28 protein-coding genes are annotated in these 26,977 nt (G+C 25.7%); 21 read left to right on the top strand and 7 right to left on the bottom strand.

Going from position 1 to position 26,977, the window contains the following annotated elements:
* Positions 1-13 precede the first annotated feature (13 nt).
* Positions 14-478: a GreA/GreB family elongation factor gene (locus tag KYD98_RS04645; protein ID WP_219778433.1), complete on the bottom strand. Its 465-nt coding sequence runs from the start codon at positions 476-478 to the stop codon at positions 14-16.
* Positions 479-567: 89 nt separating this feature from the next.
* The gene (locus tag KYD98_RS04650) at positions 568-1,113 is read right to left on the bottom strand and encodes a hypothetical protein (RefSeq protein ID WP_219778434.1); all 546 of its coding nucleotides are present in this window, start codon (positions 1,111-1,113) and stop codon (positions 568-570) included.
* A 304-nt stretch (positions 1,114-1,417) separates the two neighbouring features.
* Between KYD98_RS04650 and KYD98_RS04655 the strand changes: the two genes are divergently transcribed.
* From KYD98_RS04655 to scpB, 8 genes are all read left to right on the top strand, one after another.
* The gene (locus KYD98_RS04655) at positions 1,418-1,843 is read left to right on the top strand and encodes a hypothetical protein (protein ID WP_219778435.1); all 426 of its coding nucleotides are present in this window, start codon (positions 1,418-1,420) and stop codon (positions 1,841-1,843) included.
* A 143-nt stretch (positions 1,844-1,986) separates the two neighbouring features.
* Complete coding sequence (locus KYD98_RS04660) at positions 1,987-3,609, top strand: alpha-amylase (protein ID WP_219778436.1); 1,623 nt, start codon at positions 1,987-1,989, stop codon at positions 3,607-3,609.
* 264 nt (positions 3,610-3,873) lie between these two features.
* Complete coding sequence (gene spoIIM, locus KYD98_RS04665; protein ID WP_219778437.1) at positions 3,874-4,503, top strand: stage II sporulation protein M; 630 nt, start codon at positions 3,874-3,876, stop codon at positions 4,501-4,503.
* A 150-nt stretch (positions 4,504-4,653) separates the two neighbouring features.
* Positions 4,654-5,532 carry a tyrosine-type recombinase/integrase gene (locus tag KYD98_RS04670; protein ID WP_219778438.1) on the top strand — a complete coding sequence of 293 codons (879 nt, stop codon included), beginning with the start codon at positions 4,654-4,656 and terminating at the stop codon, positions 5,530-5,532.
* 407 nt (positions 5,533-5,939) lie between these two features.
* Positions 5,940-7,034, top strand: coding sequence for a ComEC/Rec2 family competence protein (locus KYD98_RS04675; RefSeq protein WP_219778439.1), 1,095 nt, complete (start codon positions 5,940-5,942; stop codon positions 7,032-7,034).
* 438 nt (positions 7,035-7,472) lie between these two features.
* Positions 7,473-8,663: a D-alanyl-D-alanine carboxypeptidase family protein gene (locus tag KYD98_RS04680; protein ID WP_219778726.1), complete on the top strand. Its 1,191-nt coding sequence runs from the start codon at positions 7,473-7,475 to the stop codon at positions 8,661-8,663.
* A gap of 267 nt (positions 8,664-8,930) precedes the next feature.
* Positions 8,931-9,683, top strand: coding sequence for a segregation/condensation protein A (locus KYD98_RS04685; RefSeq protein ID WP_219778440.1), 753 nt, complete (start codon positions 8,931-8,933; stop codon positions 9,681-9,683).
* Positions 9,670-10,275: an SMC-Scp complex subunit ScpB gene (gene scpB, locus KYD98_RS04690; protein ID WP_219778441.1), complete on the top strand. Its 606-nt coding sequence runs from the start codon at positions 9,670-9,672 to the stop codon at positions 10,273-10,275. The genes KYD98_RS04685 and scpB overlap by 14 nt, the downstream gene beginning before the upstream one ends.
* Positions 10,276-10,439: 164 nt before the next feature.
* On the opposite strand, the gene ytfJ is transcribed toward scpB, so the two are convergent.
* A complete protein-coding gene (ytfJ, locus tag KYD98_RS04695; protein ID WP_219778442.1) occupies positions 10,440-10,922 on the bottom strand; it encodes a GerW family sporulation protein in 483 nt (160 codons plus the stop codon).
* Positions 10,923-10,934: 12 nt separating this feature from the next.
* Positions 10,935-11,498, bottom strand: coding sequence for a DUF2953 domain-containing protein (locus KYD98_RS04700; protein WP_219778443.1), 564 nt, complete (start codon positions 11,496-11,498; stop codon positions 10,935-10,937).
* A gap of 140 nt (positions 11,499-11,638) precedes the next feature.
* Here KYD98_RS04700 and KYD98_RS04705 point away from each other — a divergent pair, with 140 nt between their 5' ends.
* Positions 11,639-12,511 (top strand): D-alanyl-D-alanine carboxypeptidase family protein, encoded by an 873-nt coding sequence (locus tag KYD98_RS04705; RefSeq protein ID WP_219778444.1) that lies wholly within the window; start codon positions 11,639-11,641, stop codon positions 12,509-12,511.
* Positions 12,512-12,626: 115 nt separating this feature from the next.
* On the opposite strand, the gene yaaA is transcribed toward KYD98_RS04705, so the two are convergent.
* Positions 12,627-13,406, bottom strand: a complete 780-nt coding sequence (yaaA, locus tag KYD98_RS04710; protein WP_219778445.1) for a peroxide stress protein YaaA — start codon at positions 13,404-13,406, stop codon at positions 12,627-12,629.
* A 188-nt stretch (positions 13,407-13,594) separates the two neighbouring features.
* Between yaaA and KYD98_RS04715 the strand changes: the two genes are divergently transcribed.
* From KYD98_RS04715 to KYD98_RS04735, 5 genes are all read left to right on the top strand, one after another.
* Positions 13,595-14,584 (top strand): sulfide/dihydroorotate dehydrogenase-like FAD/NAD-binding protein, encoded by a 990-nt coding sequence (locus tag KYD98_RS04715; protein WP_219778446.1) that lies wholly within the window; start codon positions 13,595-13,597, stop codon positions 14,582-14,584.
* Positions 14,581-15,858, top strand: coding sequence for an FAD-dependent oxidoreductase (locus KYD98_RS04720; protein WP_219778447.1), 1,278 nt, complete (start codon positions 14,581-14,583; stop codon positions 15,856-15,858). The genes KYD98_RS04715 and KYD98_RS04720 overlap by 4 nt, the downstream gene beginning before the upstream one ends.
* 462 nt (positions 15,859-16,320) lie before the next feature.
* On the top strand, positions 16,321-17,382 hold the full coding sequence (locus KYD98_RS04725; RefSeq protein ID WP_219778448.1) for a CdaR family transcriptional regulator: 1,062 nt from the start codon (positions 16,321-16,323) through the stop codon (positions 17,380-17,382).
* Between the two features lie 169 nt (positions 17,383-17,551).
* A complete protein-coding gene (locus tag KYD98_RS04730; protein WP_219778449.1) occupies positions 17,552-18,808 on the top strand; it encodes a GntP family permease in 1,257 nt (418 codons plus the stop codon).
* A 90-nt stretch (positions 18,809-18,898) separates the two neighbouring features.
* Complete coding sequence (locus KYD98_RS04735; protein ID WP_219778450.1) at positions 18,899-20,029, top strand: glycerate kinase family protein; 1,131 nt, start codon at positions 18,899-18,901, stop codon at positions 20,027-20,029.
* 94 nt (positions 20,030-20,123) lie between these two features.
* Here KYD98_RS04735 and KYD98_RS04740 read toward each other — a convergent pair whose 3' ends face one another.
* Positions 20,124-20,531 (bottom strand): secondary thiamine-phosphate synthase enzyme YjbQ, encoded by a 408-nt coding sequence (locus tag KYD98_RS04740; RefSeq protein ID WP_219778451.1) that lies wholly within the window; start codon positions 20,529-20,531, stop codon positions 20,124-20,126.
* 503 nt (positions 20,532-21,034) lie between these two features.
* On the opposite strand from KYD98_RS04740, the gene KYD98_RS04745 reads away from it, so the two are divergent.
* Both KYD98_RS04745 and KYD98_RS04750 read left to right on the top strand, forming a co-directional pair.
* Positions 21,035-21,751: a DNA alkylation repair protein gene (locus tag KYD98_RS04745; protein ID WP_219778452.1), complete on the top strand. Its 717-nt coding sequence runs from the start codon at positions 21,035-21,037 to the stop codon at positions 21,749-21,751.
* Between the two features lie 304 nt (positions 21,752-22,055).
* A complete protein-coding gene (locus KYD98_RS04750; RefSeq protein ID WP_308462437.1) occupies positions 22,056-22,643 on the top strand; it encodes a sugar O-acetyltransferase in 588 nt (195 codons plus the stop codon).
* A gap of 116 nt (positions 22,644-22,759) precedes the next feature.
* Here the strand turns inward: KYD98_RS04750 and KYD98_RS04755 are convergent, their stop codons facing one another.
* Positions 22,760-23,302: a DUF6512 family protein gene (locus KYD98_RS04755; protein WP_219778454.1), complete on the bottom strand. Its 543-nt coding sequence runs from the start codon at positions 23,300-23,302 to the stop codon at positions 22,760-22,762.
* 378 nt (positions 23,303-23,680) lie between these two features.
* On the opposite strand from KYD98_RS04755, the gene KYD98_RS04760 reads away from it, so the two are divergent.
* From KYD98_RS04760 to KYD98_RS04780, 5 genes are all read left to right on the top strand, one after another.
* Positions 23,681-24,244 carry a hypothetical protein gene (locus KYD98_RS04760; RefSeq protein WP_219778455.1) on the top strand — a complete coding sequence of 188 codons (564 nt, stop codon included), beginning with the start codon at positions 23,681-23,683 and terminating at the stop codon, positions 24,242-24,244.
* Positions 24,231-24,629: a GntR family transcriptional regulator gene (locus KYD98_RS04765; RefSeq protein WP_219778456.1), complete on the top strand. Its 399-nt coding sequence runs from the start codon at positions 24,231-24,233 to the stop codon at positions 24,627-24,629. Before KYD98_RS04760 ends, KYD98_RS04765 begins: the two co-directional genes overlap by 14 nt.
* Positions 24,613-25,509, top strand: coding sequence for an ABC transporter ATP-binding protein (locus tag KYD98_RS04770; protein WP_219778457.1), 897 nt, complete (start codon positions 24,613-24,615; stop codon positions 25,507-25,509). The genes KYD98_RS04765 and KYD98_RS04770 overlap by 17 nt, the downstream gene beginning before the upstream one ends.
* On the top strand, positions 25,490-26,539 hold the full coding sequence (locus tag KYD98_RS04775) for a hypothetical protein (protein ID WP_219778458.1): 1,050 nt from the start codon (positions 25,490-25,492) through the stop codon (positions 26,537-26,539). The genes KYD98_RS04770 and KYD98_RS04775 overlap by 20 nt, the downstream gene beginning before the upstream one ends.
* A 107-nt stretch (positions 26,540-26,646) precedes the next feature.
* Complete coding sequence (locus KYD98_RS04780) at positions 26,647-26,889, top strand: hypothetical protein (RefSeq protein WP_219778459.1); 243 nt, start codon at positions 26,647-26,649, stop codon at positions 26,887-26,889.
* The last annotated feature ends 88 nt before the right edge of the window (positions 26,890-26,977 follow it).

Consider the following 26,977-nt stretch of genomic DNA (forward strand, 5'->3'; position numbering starts at 1 on the left):
TATTAAGATATACTTATAAAATTTCTAAAATTTCTACTGTATATTTCTCCTCTGGAGCAATAACTTCAACTATGTCACCTTGCTTTTTGCCAGCTAAAGCTTTACCTAAATCAGATTCTATACTTATTTTCATATTTTCTGGATCTAAATCCATAGTAGTTACTAAAGTTATGATGTCTTCAAATTCATCTTCTACAAATCTAATTTTAGCTTTACTATTAATACCTAATGTTGATGTATCTATATTATTATCATCTATTACAGTTGCCGTTGAAATCATAGTTAATAAATATTGAATTCTATTATCATTTTCTCTATAGTTCCTACAAGCTTCTTTATATTCTGCATTTTCAGACCTATCACCATGTGCAGCTGCTACTAACTTTTCTTTTGCTATTTCAGCTCTTTTTACGGTCATTCTATAGTCTAATTCCTCTCTTAATTTTTTTATATTTTCTTCTGTTAGTATATTATTCATAAAAAATTAAACCTCCCCTAACATGTGTTATATATAATATTATATAATATATAGAAAAAATAAAAGTCATTTAATATATTTAGTATATTTTAATAGTCATCATCTTCGTAGTGAGCCCAACAAAATTGGTCATCAGCTAATTTTTGTACTTTCTCTTTTCCTAAGGATATTTTATTTTCTATATATAATGCTTCATCTTCAAATATGCAATTTAAGTCCATATCTTCACACCAACGGAATTTAGCATATAGTATTAATTCTTCAATAGATATTCCTGCACATCTTATCACATCTTCAGTTAATTCTTCAAGTTCAATTTGAGCATTTAAAAAATTATAATCAGTTTGTCCAGTAAAATATGAAGTTCCTTTTTTTATAATATTATCTGAAGCTTCTATTCCTGTTGTGGAAAATCTGATGATTGGTTTATAAGACCAAGAGTATTCGTAAGAAAGTAAATTTAATTCATTTGAAGGAATAGAAACAAATTCTAAATCGTTTGTACCTTCATCAGAAAAAATATGTATTGAAGCACATATTTTATTACTTAAATTTAATAAATTCTCTTTTTCTTCTCCTTCTTTAAAGCAAAACCAAGCATCTGAAAAATGTTCATTTGTAATATATATATTCATTTATAATCACCTCATAATAATATAATTTAACCATATAAAAAAATAATAAATCAAATATGTTAAGAATATTAGCGTATTATTTTTTATGTTTTAAATAGTTTTTAAACACTTATAATTATATACTAAGTTAAATATTATGTAAGTATATAACTAATTATTTAGAAAAAAATAGTATTGACATACTAAATATAAACCTTTACCATATCAATATAACATATAATAATCCTAATTATACCTAAAAAGTATAATTATTAAATTTGACTTGTCATTATCAATAGAAGATAAATCAAAGGGGAGATGTATTATGGATAAAGGGAAATATATTGAGGAAATTCGTAGAGCTATGATTAGAGATTTTGAAGAAAAAGAAAGTTTTACGTTAGATGAAGGGGTTAAGGCAATAAAAGACTTATATAGTGTAAGAGAAGATAGTGAAGTATCTAATGATATTATAAGCTCTATAGAGAATACTATTAATACCATTGCAAAGAAAATAGGAATCAATAAAGTTACAGTTAGTATTTTTAAGTATAAAAATGTTAGAGATAAAGTAACTATAGATGAAAATATGGTACTTTGGTATGATGGTTTTGAACGTATAGGAAAGGCATCAGGAATAAAGAGTATAACAGAAAAAACAGTGGATAATGTTCAAGAAATACTAATAGAAAAGATTAATGGAAGAGCTATAAGAATAAATGATAGAGCTTTTATTTTAGGATGGGAATAAATTAAGTATATGAAATTAATCTTATATTTTAAATTATTGTTGATATTTTAGTTGTAGATTAAAATATCAGCAATAATTAACAAAAAGAAAACTGGAATCGATACCGAAAATAAAATTTTTATATAGAAGGGGATGTTAATAAGATGATATGGTTTGTTATAATAGTTTTTATTATAGTCTTAATAGTGGGAGGAAAAACATATTCTAAGTCAAATACTAATCAAAAAAGTAATCAAGAAAAAAATAAAGATTTAGAAACTTTTAAGATAAATAAGATTAAAGAAGGAAATTTAAACAAAATAGAAGAAAATTCAAATAAAGAAAAAGATAATAAAACAATGATGCAATATTTTGAATGGCATTATCCTAATGATGGTTCTCTTTGGAATAAGCTTAAAGAAGAATCAAAAGAACTAAAGGGGGTAGGAATTACCTCTTTATGGATACCACCAGCATATAAAGGTGCAAAAGGAATAGATGATGTTGGATATGGTATATATGATTTATATGATTTAGGAGAATTTAATCAAAAAGGTACTATAAGAACTAAGTATGGAACAAAAGATGAATATATATCAGCTATAAATGAAGCACAAAAAAATGGTATAGAGGTTTATGCTGATATAGTATTCAATCACAAATGTGGAGCAGATGAAAGTGAATTAGTAAATGCACAACTTGTTGATAAAAATAATAGAAATAAAATTATTGAAAATTCTAAAGATATTAAAGCCTTTACTGTATTTAATTTCCCAGGAAGAGGAGAGAAATATTCTTCTTATAAATGGAAAGCTAGTGATTTTACAGGTGTTGACTTTGATGATTTAAATAAACATAAAGGAATTTTTAAATTTTCAAATAAGCAATGGTCTCAGGATGTAGATAATGAAAATGGAAATTATGATTTTTTAATGGGTGCAGATATAGATATGGATAATCCTAATGTGATTAATGAACTTAAAGCATGGGGAGATTGGTATATAAAAGAAACTAACATAGATGGAATAAGGTTAGATGCAATAAAACACATAAAATTTGATTTTTTTAAGGATTGGTTAGATCATGTAAGAATGACTAGTGGTAAAAAATTATTTGCTGTAGGAGAGTATTGGTCTGGAGATATAAATAAACTTAAATATTATAAAGAGAAAGTTCAAGATAGTATGTTACTATTTGATGTTCCTCTTCATTATAAATTTTTTGATGCAGCAAACTTAGAAAGTGAATTTGATATGAGAAGTATTTTAAGAGACACTTTAGTAGAATATGATGAAAAATGTGCTGTTACTTTTATCGAAAATCATGATACACAACCAGGGCAATCACTTGAATCTTGGATAAAATCATGGTTCAAATTATTATCATATACTTTTATATTAACAAGAAAAGAAGGCTATCCTTGTGTTTTTTATGGTGATTATTATGGAATACCTGAAAAGAAATTTCCGGGTTTTAAAAAAGAACTTGATGTGATTTTAAAAGTAAGAAAAGATTATGCTTATGGAATTCAACATGATTATATAGATGATAAAAATGTTATTGGATGGACCAGAGAAGGAGATGATTTTCATGAAAACTCTGGAATAGCTGCATTAATTTCTAATGGAAGAAAAGATAACAAAACTATGTTTATTGGAGAAAAACATTCTGGAATGGATTTCTTTGATATATCAGGTAATATTAAAGAAAAAGTAGTTATAGATGAAAAAGGATATGGTAATTTTAGTGTGAATTCTAAATCATATTCTATTTGGATTAAAGAATAAATATTTTTTAAGTTAAAGATGACTAGATTAAAAGTCATCTTTTTTAATTTTATATAAAATTAAAAAATTATTCATTAGAAGTTATGAAATATTAATAAAATATAACATAGTAATTTTATTCTATAGTAAGCAATTATCTGGATTATAAAGGTTCTTAAATAAAAATCGCAAAATTTTTATTAACATACATAAAATTAGGTTCTATGAATAATTTTGGAATATTAAACATAGTATAAAGTAGAGTAACTTGAGGAGGAATAAGAGATGAATTTTATAATAAATAAGCTCGGTGAAACCTTTAGAGATAAAAAAGTATACTTTTTTATGGTACTTATAATGTTTTGTTTAGGAATATCCTTTGGTCTTTATGTAGTTAAGTATATGAGTCCATCAAATAGAAATGATCTGGTGAGTTATTTTTCAAGTTTTACATCTTCAATAGGGGATAACCCTGTTAATTATGAAAATTTGTTATTTAATGTTATAAAGAAAAATATATTATTAATAGTACCTATATTTATATTAGGTTTAACTTTTTTTGGTATGCCATTCATATTAATTTTAGATATGTTAAAAGGATTTACACTTGGGTATACATTTTGTTTTATAATGACAACATTTGATGGAAAAGGTATTGGACTAGCACTAGCATCTGTAATTCCTCAGAATTTAATATATATTCCTTGCTTTATAGCATTAAGTGTTATAGCATTAGCTATGTCTACTCAAAGATTTAAAGGGAAATTTTTAAAAAGAGCAAATACCAATGATCCATTCTTAAGTTTTATAGGAAACAAACTAATAATAATATTAGTACTATTTATGATAGGAGTATTGGTAGAAACTTATGTATCACCTAACTTTGTGAAATTTGTGGTTTCTAAATTTTATTAAGAGATAAAGGATAAGATACATGTTTTATTTATTATTTCTTTTATGTGCTTAATGTAAAAAGTTATAAACTTAAGATATAAATCATGGTAAAGAGGGAAAAAAGATAATTTTGTCGAATAATAATCATAATCAATGGTATAGGAGAGAGTAATGATAGATATTATAAATAATTATAAAGAATATTTATTTAACAGTGGAAAAAGTGAAAATACTATATATGCTTATGTAACGGATGTGACATTGTATCTTAAGTTTTTAAATAAAAAGGGTATAGATGTATTTAAAAGTGATGATTTAACAGTATTAGCATATATACAACATTTATTAGAATCTGGTAAATCAGAAAGATCTGTAAATAGAATAGTAATAAGTCTTAGAAGTTTTTACTCATATTTGAAAGGTGAATCTTTAATTAAAGAAGTTCCAAAGATAGAATATAAGAGTTCAAAAAATAATAGGAAGCTACCACAGATTTTAACTATTGATGAAGTGGACAAGATAATAAGAACAGTAGAAAAAGATTGTCCTAAAGGAATACGTGATAATGCATTACTAGAATTAATGTATGCAACAGGTATGAAGGTATCTGAGCTTATCTCTTTAAATGTAGACGATGTAAATCTTGAGTTACATTTTGTAAGATGCACTGATAGTAAAAATTATGAGAGATTGATACCAATAGGAAGAAGTGCTTGTAGAGCACTAAATGAGTATTTAAGTATAAGATATAAAATTGCAGAATGTGGAGTACAAAATTTATTTGTAAACTTAAATGGACATAAACTAACAAGACAAGGAATTTGGAGAATAGTTAAAGAATATTCTAAAAAAGCAGATGTGGATAAGGATGTAAACTTAAACACTTTTAGACATTCATTTGCAGTTCACCTTCTTCAAAATGGTGCAAATGTAAGAGCCGTACAAAAATTATTAGGAAATCAGGTATTAACATATATGGATACTTATTATGAAATCATTAATAATGATAAAATAAACTTTATATATATGAATACTCATCCTAGAGCTTGATTTCATGTTATTTTTTTAGAAATTTATTAAAAATAAAACTTAAATAAATTCAGTAATGGTGGTATATGGATTGATTTCTATGTTCTGCCATTAATTTTTGACTTAAATTACATAAGATAGTAAAATTATTGAGGAAAAGATGTGAAATGTGTAGTATTTGAGTTAGGAGGCAAAATGTAATGAATGAAAAGTGGTATGAACAAGTTTTTGTAACTGCATTATTTTTATAATTAAAAACGTACTAGATCGTAAAAAATGATAAACATAATTTTTAGAAATAAGATTTATAAAGTAAAAAAGCAATAGATAAAAATTAAATATATTTATCATTTATTGAATTATACCAGATTAAATGGTAAAATAATACAAGAAAATATAAAAATTGTACAAATGAGAAGGAGAATAAGATGAAAACTACGAAAAAGTTCTTAAGTTTATTATTAGTATTACTAATATCGATGTTTTCAGTAGGATGTGGGCAAACAAAAACCAAACAGAATACTAGTCAAAATGATTTAACAAATCTAAAAATACATTATATTGATGTTGGACAAGCTGATTCAGAATTAATTCAAATTGATGGAAAGAATATTTTAATAGATGCAGGATGTAATGATAATAAAGCATTGAATTATTTGAAATCTATTGGAGTTAAGAATTTAGATTATGTAATAGCAACTCATCCGCATGAGGATCATATAGGTGGAATGGCTACTATAATAAATAACTTTAATATTGGAGAGTTTTATGCTCCAAAAGTTACTCATACAACTAAGACTTTTGAAAAAATGATAAAAGCTCTTCAAAGTAAAGGGGCAAAGATTACTGCTCCAACTGTAGGAGATACATTAAATATAGGAAATTCAACATTGCAATTTTTAGCACCTAATAGTAGTAAATATGAAGATTTAAATAATTATTCTATAGCTACAAGATTAAAGTATGGAAATAAATCATTTGTTTTTACTGGAGATGCTGAAGCTTTAAGTGAAAATGAAATATTATCTAAACAATTAGATATAAGTGGAGATGTACTTAAATTAGGTCACCATGGAAGTCATTCTTCAACAAGCCAAGCTTTCTTAGATAAAGTTAATCCAAAGTATGCAATAATTTCTTGTGGTAAGGACAATGACTATGGACATCCACATAAAGAAACAATGGATAAACTAAATGCTAAAAATATAAATGTATTTAGAACAGATTTAGAAGGAACTATAATAGCAACTTCAAATGGGAATGATATTACATTCAATGTAAGTCCACTAAATAATAAATCAAATATATCAGGAAGTAAAGAAAAATCAACTATATCAAAGAATAATAATGATTTAACTACAAATGAACCTGTACAAGAAGAAAAAATTGTTTATTGGACAAAAGGAGGAAAATCATATCATTATGATAAAAATTGCAAATCACTTGCTAAAAGTAAAGAAGTTTTAGAAGGTTTTGCTTCAAGTTGTCCTAAAACAGATCCTTGTAATAATTGTGTTAAATAAATATATTAAAGCAAGCTCAATAATTATTTTTAGAGGTAGATTAGATGTTAAAGTTTAATCTACCTTATTTTTTTATGAATATAAATACTGTTTTAAGGTTAATATTATTTTTAATTTTATTAAAAAATAGTATTTAGTGATAAATATTTTAAACTTAAGTTATTTATTATATAGTATGTTGAAATATGATTTTTAAAATAAAATTTTGAATTTAATCTGGAATTATATTTAACAAGCTAATTTAAATAAATGTAAAATTTAAATTTCAATATATATAGTATTAATGCTAACTTTAGTATATAGATTATATATCTATTGTAAACTAAACATTGAAATTTTTTAAAGAATAAAAAAATTATTAAATCTTTGGTGATTTTAGATTTTATTATCATATTATTTATCCTTTTGGTAACACTAATTCTGAAAGGAGGAAGAATGATGAAAAATAATATGAAAAGATTTATATCTTTTGCTTTAATTTTAATTTTTACAGTATTATTAGTTCCAATAAGTTCTGCAAAGGCAACTACATTAAAAGATGAGGATAAATCTGAGGGTATGAATGTTGAAGCCAAATCAGCTTTATTAATTGAACCCAATACAGGAAAAGTGCTTTATGAGAAAAATCCAGATGAAAAATTTGCTCCAGCATCTGTAACTAAAATAATGACAATGTTACTTACTATGGAAGCAATAGATAGTGGAAAAATGCAACTAGATGATAAGGTAACTTGTAGCGAAAATGCGAAAAAAATGGGTGGAAGCACAATGTTACTTGATACAGGAGAAATAAGAACTGTAGAAGAACTTTTAAAAGGCGTAGCTATAGCTTCAGGAAATGATGCAGCAGTTGCATTAGCTGAATATATAGCAGGAAATGAAGCCGATTTTGTTGTATTGATGAATAAGAGAGCACAAGAGTTAGGAATGAAAAATACAACATTTAAAAATTGCAATGGGTTGCCAGCTGAGGGACATTTATCAACAGCTACAGATATAGCAATAATGTCTAGAGAATTGTTAAAGCATCCAAAAGTATTAAAATATACAGGAACTTATATGGATTCTATTTCAGAGGGAAGAAAATCTCCAATTGAACTAGTAAATCATAATAAATTAGTTAGATTTTTTGAAGGCTGTGATGGATTAAAGACTGGTTTTACTAGCGAAGCGAAATATTGTATTTCTGCTACTGCAACTAGAAACGGAGTAAGAATGTTAACAGTAATTATGGGTGCTCCGACATATAAAATAAGAAATAGAGATGCAGGAATATTATTAAATCATGGTTTTTCAAAATATGAGGGTAAAAAAGTAGTATCAAAAGATGAAGATGTAGAAAAAGTGCCTATGAATAAACAAGGAGATAAATTCTTTATGGCAAAAGCAAAGGATGACTTAACAGCAGTAATACCTAAAGGTAGTAGTGCTGAATTAACTAAGAAAATTGTTATTGATGAATTAAAACCAGAATATAAACAAGGCGAAATCGTTGGTAAATGTGAAGTCTACTTAGGAGAAGAAAAAGTAGGAGAAATAGACATATATTCTGATAGAGATATTAAAAAAGGTAATATATTTGATAACATTAAGTATAATATTAAGAATTTATTTGAAAAAGGCGTATAGAATAGATGTACATAGAACGTGGATAGATTAAATTAAACTGCTTCTGTCAAGTAAACAGAGGAAATAATAAAAGATTATGCTGCTAAGGTATGCTTCCTATATTCAATAGGATACATACCTTTTAATTTTTTGTAATCTTTTTGTATTATATTAAGCAATATAGTTGATTTTTAACTAATAATCTTGTTTAAAATCTATATAATTGTTATTATGTAAAGAAGAGAATTAAAATAACAGATATCCATGCTGTAAAAGGTGGGTGAATATATGGATTTTCCTAATATTAGGATTAAAAATTTTGAAGGACCATTTGATTTATTACTTCATCTAATAAAAAAAAATCAAATGGATATTTATAATGTAGAAATATCAAAAATAACAAATCAATATTTAAAATATCTTGATGATATGAAAGTTATGGATTTAGAACTTACTTCTGAATTTATTGTTGTAGCAGCTACATTAATTGAAATAAAATCTAAACATTTATTGCCAAAATCTAAAAAAGAAGATGAAGAGGAAGAAGATCAAGAAAAAAATCTTCTTGAGAAACTCATAGTATATAGAAAAATAAAGAAAGCGGCAGAATTTTTCAAAGAAAAGCATATAAGTTCAGGAGAATTGTATACAAAAAAGCCTGAAATAATAGAAGAAATTAAAATCCCTGAAAGTAATGAGGATTTACTTAAAAATTTAACTCTTTTGGAATTATATAATATGTACAATAATCTTTTAGAAATTTATAATAATAAGCGAAATACAGCGAATGTAATTCAAAAGAAAATATTTGTTGATAAGTATAAAATCGAAGATAAAATGGATCATATATTACTTTTATTAAAAGAAAATGAAGTAAACAGATTTTCAGAAATAATGGCTAAATGTGAATGTAAGTTAGAATGCATTGTAAGTTTTTTAGCATTACTTGAAATGATAAAGTTAAGGAAAATTAAGGTATACCAAAGCAATAATTTCAATAACATAATAATTGAAAGGAGAGACGAGGTTGAAGAAGAATAGTACATTACAAATTCAATTTATAGAAGAGTTTACGAAAAAATCTTTAAAATCAGCAATAGAAGCATTATTATTTGCTAGTGGAGAACCATTAAGTTTAAAAGATTTATCAATTTACCTTGAAGAAGAAAAAGAGGCAGTTGAATCAGTTATACATGAAATGATTGAAGAATATGAGAAGCAAGAAAGAGGTATAAAGCTTATTTTTATAAAGGGATCGTATCAATTAGTTACTAAATCAGAAAATAGTAATTATATCCAAAAACTTTTAAAAAAGAGTAAAAGACAATCATTATCACAGGCATCATTAGAAAGTTTAGCTATTATAGCATATCAACAACCTATAACAAGAATTGATATCGATGAAATAAGAGGTGTAAAATCTGAAAGTGCTATACAAAGATTAATAGAAAGAGAACTTGTTAAAGAAGTAGGAAGATTAGAAGTTCCAGGAAGGCCTATATTATATGGCACAACAGAAGAATTTTTAAGACAATTTGGAATTCAAGACTTAAAACAACTACCATCATTAGATTTTTTTGCAGAAGAAAATTCTCAATATAATATTATTGATGAAGAGTTTAATGAGGACTAGCTAAATTTTAGGTATATGAAATAAAATAATAGATCAAATAGACGAGCATATTGATTTATCATTATTTTAAAATATATATTATATATTAAAATAGGTGTACTGAATTCAATCAGTACACCTATTCCATGTTAATGTGTATGAAATTAAAAAATTAGGAGTTATTTTTAATCAGATGTAGTATCATTAGAAGAAGGGTTAATTTCTTCTGTAATATCTACATCGATATTAGTAGTATTACCAGATTTATTATTTTTATTCTTTTTTCCTACATCTTTTATTAAATCTTTTACAATATCTATAACTTGAGGAACGGTATCAACAATTCTATCATAAGTACAATCTTGATCAACTGGTAGCATTCTTACCCCATCATCTTTAACAACTAAGAATGCAACTGGTTTAACAGAAACTCCAGCACCAGAACCACCACCAAATGGAAATTTTGATTCTTTATTAGCATTTTGTTGTAGTGTAGAGTATTCTGCACCCCCTGATGCAAAACCAAAACTTAATTTAGAAATAGGTATTATATAAGTACCATCTTTTGTTTCAACAGCATCACCTATTACTGTATTTACATCAATCATATCTCTAAGATTTTCCATTGTACTTCTCATTAAGTTCTCAACAGGTTGTTCATTTGTCATAATATTACCCTATTAAGGGTCCACCTCCTTTGAATAAATCATACATTTAAATATAATGATTAATATATTTATAATGTTTGCAATTGAAAAGAATAATATACTTGAAATTTCAAATTTTACTAAAATTTTATCTTTAAATACAGGATTTATATTAAATTTAAATTTATTTGTTTTAAATAATATATTAAAAATAAAATATATTATAGGACATGCTTGACATAATATACCATATGAAATTGCGGTATTTGCTGCATCGCCAAGTGAATAATATAAATTTCCTGTTAAATTAACAAATGGTTTGAATTTTGAATTATAAAGTTTATTAATTAAAAATCTTTTATTTATTTTTTTAAATAATTTAATATGACTTTCTTTTGATGGCTTCTTTTTATCTTTTTTATTAACAGTTTCTTTTTTTTCTAATTTAACATCATGTGTAGTCTTTTTTTTTGACAAAATAATAATTTTATATAATTTTATATAATAATCTTCATCTGAAAAGTACATACTAATTTTTAAAGGAAAAGGTATTAATATAATTAATAAAATTATTAAGCAAATAAAAAATAATTTCATAAATATACCTCCAACTGTTATACATTTTATAAGTATTGACAGATTATCTAAAAATAAAACCATTTTTTTTATAAGTATAGGTTTAAAAATTAACTTTAAAGGAAAACTAGGATTAAATAGTAATTAAGAAGGTGAGTATTATGAGAAAAATTATCAAAAATAATATAATAGTGTTATTAATTAATATTATTATTATTCAAATTTTCTCAACGACTGTTCAAGCAGATAATAAAATAAAAAATAATTTTAGAGTTAATGCAAGATGTGCAATTGCTTTAGATAGGGATTCAGGTCAAGTCCTTTTTGAACAAAATGGATATGAAATAGTACCTATGGCGAGTACCACTAAAATACTTACAGCAATTATTGCTATTGAACAAGGTAAGTTAGATGACAAAGTAACTATAAGCAAAAAAGCTGCAAGTATTAGAGGATCTAAGGTGGGGTATAAAGCAGGAGAAGAAATTGCATTAAAAGAGTTAGTATTTGGTCTTATGTTTAAATCAGGAAATGATGCAGCAATAGCTATTGCAGAATCTTTAGGAGGTTCAATAGAAGGATTTGCTGAAATAATGAATCATTATGCAAAAGGAATAGGAGTATTAGATTCACATTTTGAATCACCACATGGATTAGATAGTAATTCACATTATTCATCAGCATATGATTTAGCCATATTAACATCTAAAGGAATGCAATATGATTTATTTAGAGAAATTGTTGGAAGTAAACAAATTTCAAAAAATAAATATAATTTTACAAGAGATTATAATAATATAAATAAAATACTTTGGCTTATACCAGGAGCAAATGGGGTAAAAACAGGATATACAGGTGGAGCAGGTAAATGTTTAGTTTCATCTATTAATCATAATGGTAAAGATATAATAATAGTTGTTTTAAATTGTACAGATAGATGGAATCAAACACAAAAAATATATAATCATGTTTTAGAAACAGTTGCGTTTGAAAATCATAATGTTAAAGAACTTGTTTATGGAAATTTTAAATAACATATAAGATAAGATGTAATGCTATTGAGTTTTAATATTATTATATTTTAAATAAGATAAAAAATCAGGAAGCTTTTTTGCTTCCTGATTTTTTTAGTTATATTTTAGAATTTAATTATTCTTCATTATGTCTTGTAAAAACTAAATCTTCATTATTTGAGAGATTTTCATCAAATTTATATCCTTCTAAATCAAATTTTTTTATATTATCTACATTATTAATTTGATTTTTCATTATAAATGCAGTCATAAGACCTCTTGCTCTTTTGGCTTTTATAGATATTATTTTATATTCACCATTTTTATATTCTTTAAATATAGGAGTTACTATTTTTATATTAGGATTTAATTTTTTTATATCTTCTATTGATTTAAAGTATTCGTAAGAAGCAAGGTTAACTAATATATTATTTTCTGTTTTTGATATGTCTTTTAATATTTTATTTATTAATTTATTATCCCAATACTCATATAAATTTTTATAGTTATTAAATATAAATTTAATTCCCATTTCTAACCTATATAGATTTATTCCATCAAATGGATTTAAAAGTCCATAAAGTCCAGATAAAATTCTTAAATGTTCATTTGTATAAAAAAAATCTTCCTCATTAAAACTTCCAACATCTATACCGTTAAACACATCTCCTTTAAATGCAATTAAACATTGTCTTGAATTTTCTAAAGAGTCAGTCCATTTTTCAAATCTATCTTTATTTAATGTAGCTAATTTATCACTTATTTTCATAAGTTTTGATAAAGAAAATGAATCATATTTTTTCAATTCATTTACTAAAATCTTAGCTTCTCTTAAAAATTTAGGTTTTGTCATTGGTAAATTCTTATTTGTTTTATTAAAATCCAAAGTTTTAGATGGAGAAATTATCACTAACATTATTTTACCTCCATGTAATGTCTTTTTATAACATTATATATTATTTAATAATTATTTTCTATATGTTTAGTTTATAATTATTAAATTTTAAGTCTAAATAAGAGAATTTTGTCATACATTATTTGTATCAAAATAATTTCAAAATTATAAATTATTATTGAGGAGCAATTTTACCAGAAGGAGATAGAATGATAAAAGAAGCAATAGATTGCATCGATGCTGGAACAGAATATTGTCCGTGTAAGCTTGCTGAATCGGGAGACTGTTTATTATGTTCGCAGTTACAAGGAGAATGTTTTTGTGATTGCTTAAATTGGAAGGGGGTTTGCATATATCAAGAATTATTTAACAATGGCAATAAGGCTAAAGAAGGTAGAAAAAGTTATACATGTGCTGTTAAAGAAATAACTAATTTTAATAAAGAAGTTGTTATGATTAAATTTGAAGCTCCTCATAAATTAGCTTTAGATTTAGTTAAGCCAGGTAGTTATATATTTGTTAGAACAAACGAAAATGCTTATTTTGATATTCCAATTTCCATTATGGAATCGAATATAGAGACTAATATAATAACAATATTAATAGAGATTAGAGGTGTAAAAACTAAAAATGTTTTAAATATTAAGGAAGAAGATAACATAGTAATTAGAGGACCTTATTGGAATGGTGTATTTGGAATTAAAAATATACTTGCTCAAAAAGGAGGTAAATCATTAGTACTTGCAAGAGGAATAGGAGTAGCTCCAATGATGCCTGTAATACGGAAATTAATTGCACAAGAAAATGATGTTAATGTGGTGATTGATAGAACCCCATTTAAAGATAATTTTGCTAGTAATCTTTTAGAAGAATATTCAATAAAATCTAAAGACTATAATTTATTAGAAGCTGGGAAATTATCAGATTATTGTAAGGTCATTATTAAAGATGCATTGAAGGAAGGCGTTAAATTTATTCATATAGCTGGTGCTGATATTTTAACTTATAACGTTATAGAATATTTGGATAATTTAAATAGACAAGATGTTTTATTATCTTGTTGTAATAACTTTAAAATGTGTTGCGGAGAAGGGGTTTGTGGTGCTTGTACTGCAAGATTTTCTGGTCATAGAGTAAAAAGATTCTGCAAAGAGCAGTCTGATCCAAGGAGTATATTTGAAGGGAGAAGATTTATATGAAGGTTGTTATTATTGGTGGAGGTTGGTCTGGGTGTGCCGCAGCAATCAGTAGCCGAAAAGCTGGAGCAGAAGTTGTTGTAATTGAGAAAACTGATCTTTTACTCGGATTAGGTAATGTTGGTGGAATAATGAGAAATAATGGAAGATATACAGCTTCCGAAGAACTTATTGCTTTAGGTGCAGGTGATTTAATAAAAATTTCAGATAAAGTAGCAACACATACTAATATAGAATTCCCAGGTCATAAACACGCCACTTTATATAATGTAAATATTATTGAAGGAGAGGTTAGAAGATATTTAGAGACATTAGGCATAAAAATATTGATTGAAAGTAGAGTTAATGACGTTAAATTTGATGGTAATAAACTTCATGGTGTATATTTAAGTGATGATACGTACATTGATGGAGATGTATTTATTGAAACTACTGGTACAACTGGACCAATGGGAAATTGTTTGCGTTATGGTAATGGATGCTCAATGTGTGTATTAAGATGTCCAGCTTTTGGTCCTAGAATAAGTATTAGTGAAAGATGTGGTGTTTCTGATATTCAAGGTGAAAGAGATGATGATGTACTTGGTGCATTTTCAGGTTCTTGTAAACTTGCTAAAGAAAGTTTATCAGAAGAAATTAAAAATAAATTAGATAAGGATGGTGTTGTAGTTTTACAAATTCCTAAAGAAGATGTTAATTATGGTAAACTTAGTACTAAAGTTTGCCAACAATATGCATTAAAAGAATTTGCTGAAAATGTGGTATTGTTGGATACTGGACATGCAAAGCTAATGACTACCTATTATCCATTAGAGAAATTAAGGAAAATTAAAGGATTAGAAAATGCTAAATATGTTGATCCATATGCAGGAAGCAAAGGTAATTCAATTAGATATCTTTCCGTTGCCCCTAGAACTAATGACTTAAAAGTTGTTGGAGTAGATAATTTATTCTGTGCCGGAGAAAAAAGTGGACTATTTGTAGGTCATACTGAAGCAATTTGCACTGGTTCTTTAGCTGGACATAATGCAGTTAGATTAATAATGGGAATGCCTCTTCTTATACTTCCGTCTTCTATTGCAATTGGAGATATTATAAGTTTTGCAAATGAGAAAGCTAATACAAGAGAAGGTAGAAAAAACAGATATACATTTGCTGGAGCTGGTTACTTTAAGAGAATGCAAGAATTAGGACTTTATACAACAAATATAGATGAAATACAAGATCGTGTTAAGAAAGTTAATTTGGACAATATATTTGAACAAAAACTATGTTAAAAATTAGATAAAAATTAGGAAGTATTTTAAACTTCCTGATTTTTTATTATATTATGGAATAATGTAAAAGAAGTTAATATTAATAACAAATAAATTAAATAAATTTCATACTAAATATTAATAAAATTAGTATGAAGACAATTATAGTGATAATTTATATAATAAAGAGTGTAATATATTCATAAATTAAAACTAGAATAATAAACTAAAATAATATATAATAAGCACTTACTTAAAAATAAGTAGGTACTATAATTGTTGAAATTATTATGTATATAAATTCCAATAAAGTTTATTCATTAATTAATCAGTATAGTGAAGAATTTATATAGAAAATTTATTATATATAATTCTAATTTTATAGTAATAATATAGACATTTACTTTTTATAAAAATCAAATAAAAAATATAAATTTATTAACTTAGTTACAACATATGCAGTATATGTTTTAAGGAGGATATATGTTAAGTAAAAAGTTAGCTCAAAATATAGTCGATAAGATGATGGAAGTTATACCTTATAATGTAAATATAATGAATAACAAAGGGATAATTATTGGGAGTGGAGATTCATCGAGGATAGGTAGCATACACGAAGGTGCTGTAGATGCTTTAGATACAAAAGAGACAGTTGAAATCTTTGAAAATCATAAATATACAAAGCCAGGAGTTAATATTCCTATATTTTTTAGAAATGAAGCTGTTGGAGTCATAGGAATAACTGGTTTGCCAGAGATAGTTAGACCATTTGGGCAACTTGTTAGTATAACAGCAGAACTTTTAATAAGCCAAGAATATTCAATAAATGAACATATTATAAAACAAAAATTAATAGAAGAGTTTATATATGAATGGATAAATAATAAGGAGTATAGTGAAGAATTTATTCAAAGAGGAAATTCTTTAGGAATTGATGTTAATAATGAAAGAATAGTAACTGTAATTCATCATGAAGATAAACAAGAAAAAAAAGTTAAATCTTTGATTAAAAAATTTCTAAAAGATGGTGAATATAGTATTCATATATCATCAAATAGAATTGCCTTAATATTATTTTATAATAATTATACAATTAACAGAATTAATAGGTTTAAAGAACAAGTAGAAAAAGTAGATATTAAAATAGGGATTGGAAGATTTAATAAATTTATCATGTACTCTTTAATGGATGCTGTAAATGCTATTAATATAGGCAGTAAACTGTATAATGAAAAAATAATATATGATTATAAAACTATAAAATTTTTTCATGAGGTAAAGTCTTTATTAAACAGATATGATGGTGATAATATTATTAAAAAAATTTCAGATGAGGGAAATGACAAAGAACTTTTACAAACTTTTTTAACACATATGGAGATGAATGGTGAAAAAGTGAAAGTCTCAGATTCTATACATATACATAGAAATACCTTAAATTATAGATTAAATAAAATTGAAGAGTTAACTAATTTAAGATTTGATAATTACTTAGAATTATATCAATTAATAACAGCTTATATAAGATATAAATTAAATTCTTAGTTATAAATATAAAGATTTTAAAATAACTTTTGTGCATTTGAACAATAATTTAGGTGTGAATTTCGTTTACAACATAATGAATTTATATTCTATATCATATAAAATAGTAAACGTTGTTAATGACAGTAAACGTATTAATTAAAAAATACATGATATGGAGGATATAAATATGGAAGTTACAGTTACAGCATTAGGTGCCATAATTGCATTAATTATCGCAATTATATTAATTATTAAAAAAGTTCATCCAGCATATGGTTTAATACTTGGTGCTTTAATAGGTGGTCTTATAGGTGGTGCAGGCTTAACAGGCACTGTAAATTTAATGATGGCTGGAGCAAAAAATATGATGCCAGCAATATTAAGAATACTTACAGCAGGAGTTTTAGCAGGAGTTCTTATAAAATCAGGTGCAGCTGCTAAAATTGCAGAAACTATTGTAAGTAAAATTGGTGAATCCAAAGCATTAATAGCTTTAACGATAGCAACTATGGTTTTAACTATGGTAGGTGTATTTATTGATGTTGCAGTAATAACAGTTGCACCTATAGCTTTAGCTATAGCAAGTAGAGTAAAATTAAGTAAAACAGCAATTTTAATAGCGATGATAGGTGGAGGAAAAGCTGGTAATATAATGTCACCTAATCCAAATACTATTGCAGTATCTGATAATTTAGGAGTTTCATTAACTAATGTTATGATGGCAGGAATAATACCAGCTATATTTGGGGTTATTATTACTTGCATAATTGCAAAAAAATTAAAAAGTAAGGGAAGCTTTGTAAAAGAAGAAGACTTAACTCAAGAAATAGAAGAAAAACCTAATTTTCTTCCTGCAATTATTGGACCATTAGTTGCAATAATATTACTTATGCTAAGACCTATAGCAGGAATAGCTATAGATCCATTAATAGCACTTCCAGTTGGAGGGATATGTGGAGCACTAGCTATGGGAAAAGTTAAAAATATTAGTGAATATGCTACGTTTGGTCTTGGAAAAATGAGTGGTGTTGCAATACTTTTAATTGGAACAGGTACACTTGCAGGAATAATATCAAATTCAGGATTAAAAGATGTAATAATTCAAGGAATTAATACATTGGGATTGCCAAGCTTTGCTTTAGCACCAGTATCGGGAGTACTTATGGCGGCAGCAACAGCATCTACAACATCAGGTTCAGCAGTTGCTAGTTCTGTTTTTGGAGCAACAGCTATAGAGCTTGGAATATCATCTCTAGCAACTGCAGCTATGATGCATGCAGGAGCAACAGTGTTAGACAGTTTGCCACACGGAAGTTTCTTCCATGCAACTGGTGGTAGTATAAATATGGAGATGAAAGAAAGATTAAAGCTTATTCCTTATGAAGCCTTAGTTGGATTTACAATGACAGTAGTGTCAACGATAGTATTTGGAATAATACTTTAATATATTCAAAGAAGAATTAATAAAAATCCCATTTAAATAATAGATAAGAATAAATAAAAAAATTTTAGAATAGTAGAAGGAGTTAATGACATGAAGTTTGTGTTGGCACCAGATTCATTTAAGGAAAGTATGACATCTAAAGAGGTATGTGAAGCTATGGAAAGGGCTATTAAAAGACTTATTCCGACTGCCGAATGTATAAAAGTACCTATGGCTGATGGGGGAGAAGGAACAGTTGAAGCTTTGGTGGAATCTACAAATGGTAATATATATAACTTAGAAGTAACAGGGCCTTTAGGTAATAAGGTTAAATCATATTTTGGTATTTTAGGAAATGGTACTACTGCGGTTATTGAAATGGCAACTGCTAGTGGAATACAATTAATTAAAAGAGAAGAAAGAAACCCATTAATAACTACAACTTATGGTACAGGGGAACTTATAAAAGCAGCTTTAGAGAAGGGTGTTAAGCACATTCTTATAGGAATTGGAGGAAGTGCAACTAATGATGGTGGTGCTGGTATGATTCAAGCTTTAGGTGGAAGACTTTTAGATAAGAATGGAAAAGAAATTTCATTTGGTGGTGGAATGTTAAAAAATATAGAGACTATAGATTTATCAAATTTAGATAATAGATTAAAAGATATAACTATAGAAGTAGCTTGTGATGTAACAAATCCATTAGTAGGAGAAAAAGGTGCATCAGTTATCTTTGGACCACAAAAGGGAGCAACAGCAGAAATGATTAAAGAATTAGATAATAATTTAGTCCATTATGCAAATATAATAAAAAAATGTTTAGGAAAAGATATTGCATATGTTGAGGGTGCAGGAGCAGCAGGCGGACTTGGTGCAGCATTATTAGCATTTTTAAATGGTGAATTAAAAAGAGGCATTGATATTGTTATAGAACATACTAATTTATCTGAAAAAGTTAAAGGCGCAGATTATCTATTTACCGGGGAAGGAAGTATAGATGATCAAACTATATTTGGAAAAACTCCAATAGGGGTTGCTAAAGTAGCTAAAAAGGAAAATTTAAAAGTTATAGCCTTTGCCGGGCGAGTGGGCAAAGGGGTAGGAATTTTATATCCAGAAGGAATTGATGGAATATTTTGTATTTTAAATAAAGTAACTACATTAGATGAAGCTTTAGAATTTGGAGAATATAACTTAGAAAAATGTGTAGAAAATGTAGTTAGAATAATTAATTTGAAATAAATGTATTTAAATATTTAAAAAGCAACATAAACTTTATAAAAAATTATAAACTATAAAGAATCCAGCACTTGAGATGATGCCAAGTGCTGGATTTTTATCCTTGAAGTATTTTCACATAAAAGTGTCTATTTTTAGGTCCATCAAATTCACAAAAATATATGCATTGCCATTGACCTAATATTAAATTCCCATCGTTAAGAATGAATGAATGAGAAGCTCCCATAATAGAAGATTTTATATGAGAATGTGAATTTCCTTCAAAATGTCTATAATTCATATCATAAGTAGGAAAATTCTTTTCAAATCTATAAATTAAATCTATGACAACATCAGGGTCTGCATTTTCATTTACAGTAATTCCTGCTGTAGTATGTGGACAATAAACTAATACAATTCCATTTTTAATATTGCTAGATTCAATATCATTTTTTATGTATGGAGTTATATCTACAAGTGTTTGTCTAAGATTTATTGATAAAGAATGAGTAAAAAAATTGCCCATAAAGTAACCCTCCAATTAAAATTTTATGCATTCATATAAAAAATTATATATTAATAACAAAGATAAATTGTTTTGCAAATATATATATTATAACATAAATTTACGAAAAATAATATTTTATGACATAATTTAACAATAAATAGTTAAATATAAATTGTTTGGTTTAAAATTATATTAATTTAATCATATTCCTTTATTTTGGATAAAGATTTCAATATAATTAAAAGTTAATAAAGAAATACTGATAATTATTAATAGTAGTTATAAATTACCAAATGAACTTATGTAAATATTTTTTACAATTTATGATTTGATTATAAAATAAATTACATTTTAATATATAGAAAGTTATAATCTGTTAAGTATGTATTCACTCATTAGTAGGTTTTTAATATTTTGATAATAAGATATAAGAGTATTAGTTACAAGAATAATTTGATAAAATATATATTATAGCATTATGCATAGTATAAATATAGAAAAGTTAGGGAGAAAACTTGATAATGAACATAATATGTGAAACATGGACAAAAGACAAATACGATGAGTTTATTTATTATTTAAAAAAACAAAGTGATAAAAAATATGCAGAATTTCATTCTAAACTAATAAAAGATTCTTCAAAATTATTAGGTATAAGAGTACCTATCTTAAGAAAAATAGCTAAAGAAATAAGTAAGGGTAATTATAAAGAGTTTTTAAGCTTTTGTGGATCAGAATATTACGAGGAAGTAATGCTTGAAGGGTTAATAATAGGAGAAATAAAGGTTGATTATAATGAGTTTATAAATTTTGTAGATAACTTCATATGCAAAATAGATAATTGGGCAATTTGTGATAGTTTTTGTAGTGGATTAAAGTTAGTGAAAAAATATAAAAAAGAATTTTGGGTTCATTTAGATGAATATTTAAATTCTGAAAATCCATGGAAAAAAAGAGTGGCTGTTGTTATTATGCTTGGAAAATATTTAGATGAAGAATACTTAAAAGGAGTATTAGAGCGTTGTAATAATATTAATAGTGATCACTATTATGTAAAGATGGGCATAGCTTGGTTAGTAGCAACTTCGTATTGTAAATTTCCTAAAATAACTCATAATTATCTTTTAGAATGTTCTTTAGACGATTGGACATATAACAAAGCTCTTCAAAAAGCATGTGAATCATATAGACTAGAAAAAAGTCAAAAAGAAGATTTGAAAAAACTTAAAAGAAAATAAAAAAATATATGTATCATAAATTTGCGATGTGAATTCTTTACTATACTGATAATTTATAGAATTTATAAGTATAGTAAGAAAGTTATATTAATGAGTAAAATTTATTGAAAGTTATATACATAATATAGAGTATAGTTGTTTAAATATTACTTGTTAAATGATTTCAGAAATATATGGAGTATTTTGGAGTTTGAATAGTTTTATATAAATAAAGTATAATTATTACCAGATATAATTATAAAAGTAAAATAAAACTATATTTAAAAATAATTTAGATTGACTTAAAAATTAGGAGGGCAAAATGATGAATTTAAGAGAAAAAATGTGTTCAGGTAAAATGTACAATGATTATTCAGAAGAATTGGTTGAAGCAAGGAAAAGAGCAGTTCTTTTAACTAATAAGTACAATCAAAGTTTTGGAGAACCAGAAGAAGAGAGAATAAAATTTTTAGATGAACTTTTAGAGAAACATGGGAAAAATACACATTTTGAACCAGATTTTAGATGTGAGTTTGGTTTTAATATTACAGTAGGAGATAACTTTTTTGCAAATTTTGATTGTATTATTTTAGATTGTGCAAAAGTAACTATTGGAGACAATGTGTTATTTGGACCAAGAGTTGGGATTTATCTAGCTAATCATGCAGCGATAGCTGAAGAACGTAATGCAGGCGCTTGTTATGCAAAGCCAGTAACTATAGGAAATAATGTTTGGGTTGGTGCTGGAGTTAACATAAATCAAGGTGTAACAATAGGGGATAATACTATAATTGGTTCTGGAAGTGTTGTTACTAAAGATATTCCAGCTAATGTTATTGCTGTTGGTAATCCATGTAAAGTATTAAGAGAGATTACAGAAGATGATAGAAGTGATTATTTAGAAACTTTATAAGACATTAAAAATAATATTGGTATTATAAATTGGAAAAATAATTAAAAATTAATATTTTTTATATATTAAGTAAAGAAACTATCTCAAAATATTTAAGATTTTGAGATAGTTTTTTATTAGGTTCCATATTTATTAGTAGTAGAATCTTTAAATATAGGATATTTTGGAGGAATAAAAGTAAACACAGTAAATATGAATGCTAGTGATAATAATATAAATAGTGATATAGAAAACATTCTATTAGATGGAATGATATTTTCATATACATAGATAGAGATTAATTGAGAAAATGTTATTGATAAAAAAAACGAAAAAATGTCCCATATAACTGAATGAATATTGAATGCTCCTGTACTAATATAATAAAAACTAAGAATAAAAAAGATGGCAAGTAAAATTGAAATTGCTAATGAAATTACATATGTTTCTAAATTAAATTTGTTAAATTTATTAAGTATACAGCATTGAATTATTCCCCATATAAGTATAGGATAAAAAGCTAGCTTTAAATGTTCCCATACACTTTCATTTACAGGAGAAATTATTCCTATCAGAGTGATATTTCCACTTAATGTATAAATGAAATGAAACAAACAACCTAATAAGAATATAAAAGGTATACCAATAATAATCCAATTAATAAAATCAATATTTTCCATAATGAATACTCCTTAAATATAATATCAAGATATTATATAAGACATTATGGAAATTTATTACTATAATATTCATTGAGACAAAATAGTACATTTTATTAAATGAGCCTTTAATATATATAAATAATCATATGTTGCACAATTATTCATAAAATACGTTTGGAAAGGGTGCAGGATTAAAAAATCTACTATTTACAGTCGTTTAGGGATTTTTTATTATTTGTAATAAAGAAATAGATATTACTTTACTTAAATTATATAATTATAATATATGTTGTTAAGAAAAGATTAAGAAATTACTAATATTTTAATAAGCAATGATGGCTTATAATGGAAGTGTACTATATGAAGTAATACACTTAATACAAGGAGGTAATTAGTATGAGAAAATCAACGTTAATAGTTGCTTTAGGATTATTTATTGTTATAACAGGACTACTTTGTATTAGTTCTGAAAATAAAGTATATCAAAAAGAAAGGTATTTTAATAATCCAACAGAAATACTTGAACAATTACAAAATAATAAACTTATAGTTTTTAATCAAAAAGGAGAAGAACAAGAAAGTAAACAATTTAGTGAATGTCTATCTTTAAGAAAAAGAATTGCAGGTTCACAAATATATTATGAAACTATAAGTAATATAAAATTGCAGGAATTAACAGACAAACAAAAAAAAATTATAGAGGATAATTATAAAAACTCTATAAAAAAAATTAAAAACTATGGAGAAAAAAATAATATTCAGGCAGTTAGATTTACAGCAGATGTTACACGCCCTATATATACTTATAAGTCAGATGTAGAACATTCTGACATAAAATCTAAAGTAATAGATATGGTTTTTGTAGACGAAGGTGAAGGAACTGTAATAGACTATTTTATAGAATCATCATTGGACGAAGATAACAATATAGAAGAGGGAAAGAATAATGTTAAGGGTTGATCCAAGGAGTAGTACTCCTATTTATGAACAAGTAGAACTTAGAATTAAAGAACTTATTTTAAAAGGAGCTTTAAAACAAGGAGAAAAATTACCTTCTGTAAGAGAATTATCTTCAATGTTAACTATAAATCCTAATACTATTAGTAAGGCTTATGGAGAACTTGAAAGAGATGGAATAATAGAAACATTAAGAGGAAAAGGCACATTTGTAACACAAAATTTTAAAGGAATTATAGATGAAAAAAGAATTGAACAGATCACAGAACAATTAAAAAATATAATTTTAGAAGCTAGTTATATATCTATAAGTAAAGAAGAGTTTATTTCTATAATTGAAAAAATATTTAATGAACTAGGGGTGAAAAAAAGTGATTCAAGTAAATAATTTATCTTTTATAATAGATGAAAAAGAAGTTTTAAAAGATGTAAATTTACAAATAAAAGAGGGGAAAATATTTGGAATAATAGGTCCTAATGGTGTTGGTAAAACTACATTACTTAGATGTCTTAGCGGAATCTATAAACCTACTAATGGACAAGTTATTTATGATGGGGATAGTGTTTATGACAATCCTACTATAAAAGAAAAGATAGGATTTGTATCAGATGAAAATATATTCTTTTATAGTTTTAAGGTAAATGAACTTTTAAAATATTATAAATATTCATATGAAAATTTTGATAGAGATAGATTTGATGAATTAAATGAGATATTTAAAATACCATTAAATAAATTTATATTTCAATTATCTAAAGGAATGAAAATGAGGTTATCATTAATGATTGCTTTTTCTATTAAAGCAAAGTATTTAATTTTAGATGAACCAACATCAGGTCTTGATGCAATAATAAAAAATAAACTTTTAAAAATATTTGTTGATGAGGTTGCAAAACACAATATAAGTATAATAATAAGCTCTCATCATTTAGGAGAGCTAGAGAGAATATGTGATGAAGTAGCTATTTTGGATGAGGGAACAGTATCTTATGAAAATTCTATTGATGATATGAAAAAGAAAATTAAGAAAATACAAGTAGCATTTGATAAACCAACTTATGAAGAAGATTTAAATTTAAAGGGTATAGTTAAAATTTCTAAGATAGGAAGAGTATTTACTATTATAACTGATGATTTTGGAGAAGAATTTTTAGAAGATTTAAATAGATTTAATCCTTTGTTTATAGAAGAAATAGATTTAAGTTTAGAAGATATCTTTATTTACAAGGTGGATAAGGAGGATAATAATGAAAAAATATTTAAATAAAGCATTGCTTTATTATTGGTTTAATTCTACAAGAACAATGTTACTATTAGGAATGTTATTATGGGGATGTTTTGCAAATGGAATATTAAATAGCTTATATTATCATGCTATGAATAAGTTAGCAGCATTAGAAGGAAATGATTTTTGCACTGCTGGATTAGAACAGTATTTTATTTTAGGAATAATATTTTTAGGGATTTATTTTATGGCATCAGGAATAAATAAACGAAATACCAATATGTTTTTATCAAGTGGACCATATACAAAGCAACAAATAAAATATAATGAATTAATATGTTTTTTTATTACTTTAGGAATGTTTGTTTTAACATATATTTATATAGGAATAACATTTTATATTAGAAATAAAGAAAGATTAAGTATTTTAAACGGATATTCAACAATTTTAACGGTTGAGGTTATAAAAATCAGTATATTTGGAATAATTGGGATATTATTCATGCTTATTATAGATTCATTATTTTCAAATAATACAATAAGCGTAATATTCATGATGGTCTTTCCAATTTCTTTTATATGTTGTATATTACAACGAATAGCTAGATATGTATATATATGGAAGGAAAATGTAGTACAAAAAGAATTTATTCCAGTGGATATAAGAAATTCAAAGTTTCATGCTTTAATTGATACCTGGGTTGAGGTTAGCGAAATTAGAATGAGAAATGTACTTATGGGAGTATGTATATTGTTGATAGTTATAGGAATTTTGCTTGTTATATTAAATATATGTCAAAGAAAAAATTCATTAGAAACTAATATTAAGTTTTTTGCATCTAAATGGAGTGAAAAAGTAATAACGGTTTATTTAGCTGTAGTATCAGGTATTATTATAAATGGATTAATATTTAAAGATTATAGTAACAATCTTTATTGTTATGGAGAACCTATTAAATTAGAAATAAAAAAATTTATTACGATATTAGGAACAGACGTGGTAATATCTGCTGTTTTAGGGATAATATCTTATATTATAATAAAAAAGCTATTAAAAAAATTCTCATATTAATTTAAATCTAACTCCTAAATTAAAGTATAGTTTATTAAAAATATAAAGAACATAAAATATAATTTTTGAATAAGATATACTAAACTAAGGAATAGGAGTTGGTAAACATGTCAAAGAAATGTTGTGACTGTTGTAAATGTTGTTGCAATCCATGCTGTGATCCATGCTGTAACCCATGCTGTGATCCATGCTGTAACCCATGCTGTAATCCATGTTGTTGCAATACAGGATATGGTGGCGGTGCAGGATTTGGTGGCGGATTCTTATGGATATGGATAATATTACTTCTTTTCGGAGGCTTCGGTGGAGGCTTTGGCGGAGGTTGTGGAGGCGGCAGAGGATTCTGGTAGACCACAATTTTATAGATTAGAATAATATAAGCATATACTACAAAGTCACTTTGTTGTAAGGAATAGAGGCGTTAAAAGCCTCTATTTC

Origin of the sequence: Clostridium weizhouense (assembly GCF_019431045.1) — a bacterium.
In the GTDB taxonomy this organism is placed as follows: domain Bacteria; phylum Bacillota; class Clostridia; order Clostridiales; family Clostridiaceae; genus Clostridium; species Clostridium weizhouense.

Coding starts and splice junctions, on each gene's coding strand:
- yaaA (WP_219778445.1), bottom strand. CDS start 13,406: ATGTTAGTGATAATTTCTCCATCTAAAACTTTGGATTTTAATAAAACA.
- KYD98_RS04685 (WP_219778440.1), top strand. CDS start 8,931: ATGGATTTTCCTAATATTAGGATTAAAAATTTTGAAGGACCATTTGAT.
- KYD98_RS04655 (WP_219778435.1), top strand. CDS start 1,418: ATGGATAAAGGGAAATATATTGAGGAAATTCGTAGAGCTATGATTAGA.
- KYD98_RS04765 (WP_219778456.1), top strand. CDS start 24,231: ATGTTAAGGGTTGATCCAAGGAGTAGTACTCCTATTTATGAACAAGTA.
- KYD98_RS04740 (WP_219778451.1), bottom strand. CDS start 20,531: ATGGGCAATTTTTTTACTCATTCTTTATCAATAAATCTTAGACAAACA.
- KYD98_RS04730 (WP_219778449.1), top strand. CDS start 17,552: ATGGAAGTTACAGTTACAGCATTAGGTGCCATAATTGCATTAATTATC.
- KYD98_RS04700 (WP_219778443.1), bottom strand. CDS start 11,498: ATGAAATTATTTTTTATTTGCTTAATAATTTTATTAATTATATTAATA.
- KYD98_RS04745 (WP_219778452.1), top strand. CDS start 21,035: ATGAACATAATATGTGAAACATGGACAAAAGACAAATACGATGAGTTT.
- KYD98_RS04645 (WP_219778433.1), bottom strand. CDS start 478: ATGAATAATATACTAACAGAAGAAAATATAAAAAAATTAAGAGAGGAA.
- KYD98_RS04715 (WP_219778446.1), top strand. CDS start 13,595: ATGATAAAAGAAGCAATAGATTGCATCGATGCTGGAACAGAATATTGT.
- KYD98_RS04670 (WP_219778438.1), top strand. CDS start 4,654: ATGATAGATATTATAAATAATTATAAAGAATATTTATTTAACAGTGGA.
- KYD98_RS04760 (WP_219778455.1), top strand. CDS start 23,681: ATGAGAAAATCAACGTTAATAGTTGCTTTAGGATTATTTATTGTTATA.
- KYD98_RS04705 (WP_219778444.1), top strand. CDS start 11,639: ATGAGAAAAATTATCAAAAATAATATAATAGTGTTATTAATTAATATT.
- KYD98_RS04735 (WP_219778450.1), top strand. CDS start 18,899: ATGAAGTTTGTGTTGGCACCAGATTCATTTAAGGAAAGTATGACATCT.
- spoIIM (WP_219778437.1), top strand. CDS start 3,874: ATGAATTTTATAATAAATAAGCTCGGTGAAACCTTTAGAGATAAAAAA.
- KYD98_RS04675 (WP_219778439.1), top strand. CDS start 5,940: ATGAAAACTACGAAAAAGTTCTTAAGTTTATTATTAGTATTACTAATA.
- ytfJ (WP_219778442.1), bottom strand. CDS start 10,922: ATGACAAATGAACAACCTGTTGAGAACTTAATGAGAAGTACAATGGAA.
- KYD98_RS04780 (WP_219778459.1), top strand. CDS start 26,647: ATGTCAAAGAAATGTTGTGACTGTTGTAAATGTTGTTGCAATCCATGC.
- KYD98_RS04775 (WP_219778458.1), top strand. CDS start 25,490: ATGAAAAAATATTTAAATAAAGCATTGCTTTATTATTGGTTTAATTCT.
- KYD98_RS04680 (WP_219778726.1), top strand. CDS start 7,473: ATGAAAAATAATATGAAAAGATTTATATCTTTTGCTTTAATTTTAATT.
- KYD98_RS04750 (WP_308462437.1), top strand. CDS start 22,056: ATGAATTTAAGAGAAAAAATGTGTTCAGGTAAAATGTACAATGATTAT.
- KYD98_RS04725 (WP_219778448.1), top strand. CDS start 16,321: ATGTTAAGTAAAAAGTTAGCTCAAAATATAGTCGATAAGATGATGGAA.
- KYD98_RS04720 (WP_219778447.1), top strand. CDS start 14,581: ATGAAGGTTGTTATTATTGGTGGAGGTTGGTCTGGGTGTGCCGCAGCA.
- KYD98_RS04660 (WP_219778436.1), top strand. CDS start 1,987: ATGATATGGTTTGTTATAATAGTTTTTATTATAGTCTTAATAGTGGGA.
- KYD98_RS04650 (WP_219778434.1), bottom strand. CDS start 1,113: ATGAATATATATATTACAAATGAACATTTTTCAGATGCTTGGTTTTGC.
- KYD98_RS04755 (WP_219778454.1), bottom strand. CDS start 23,302: ATGGAAAATATTGATTTTATTAATTGGATTATTATTGGTATACCTTTT.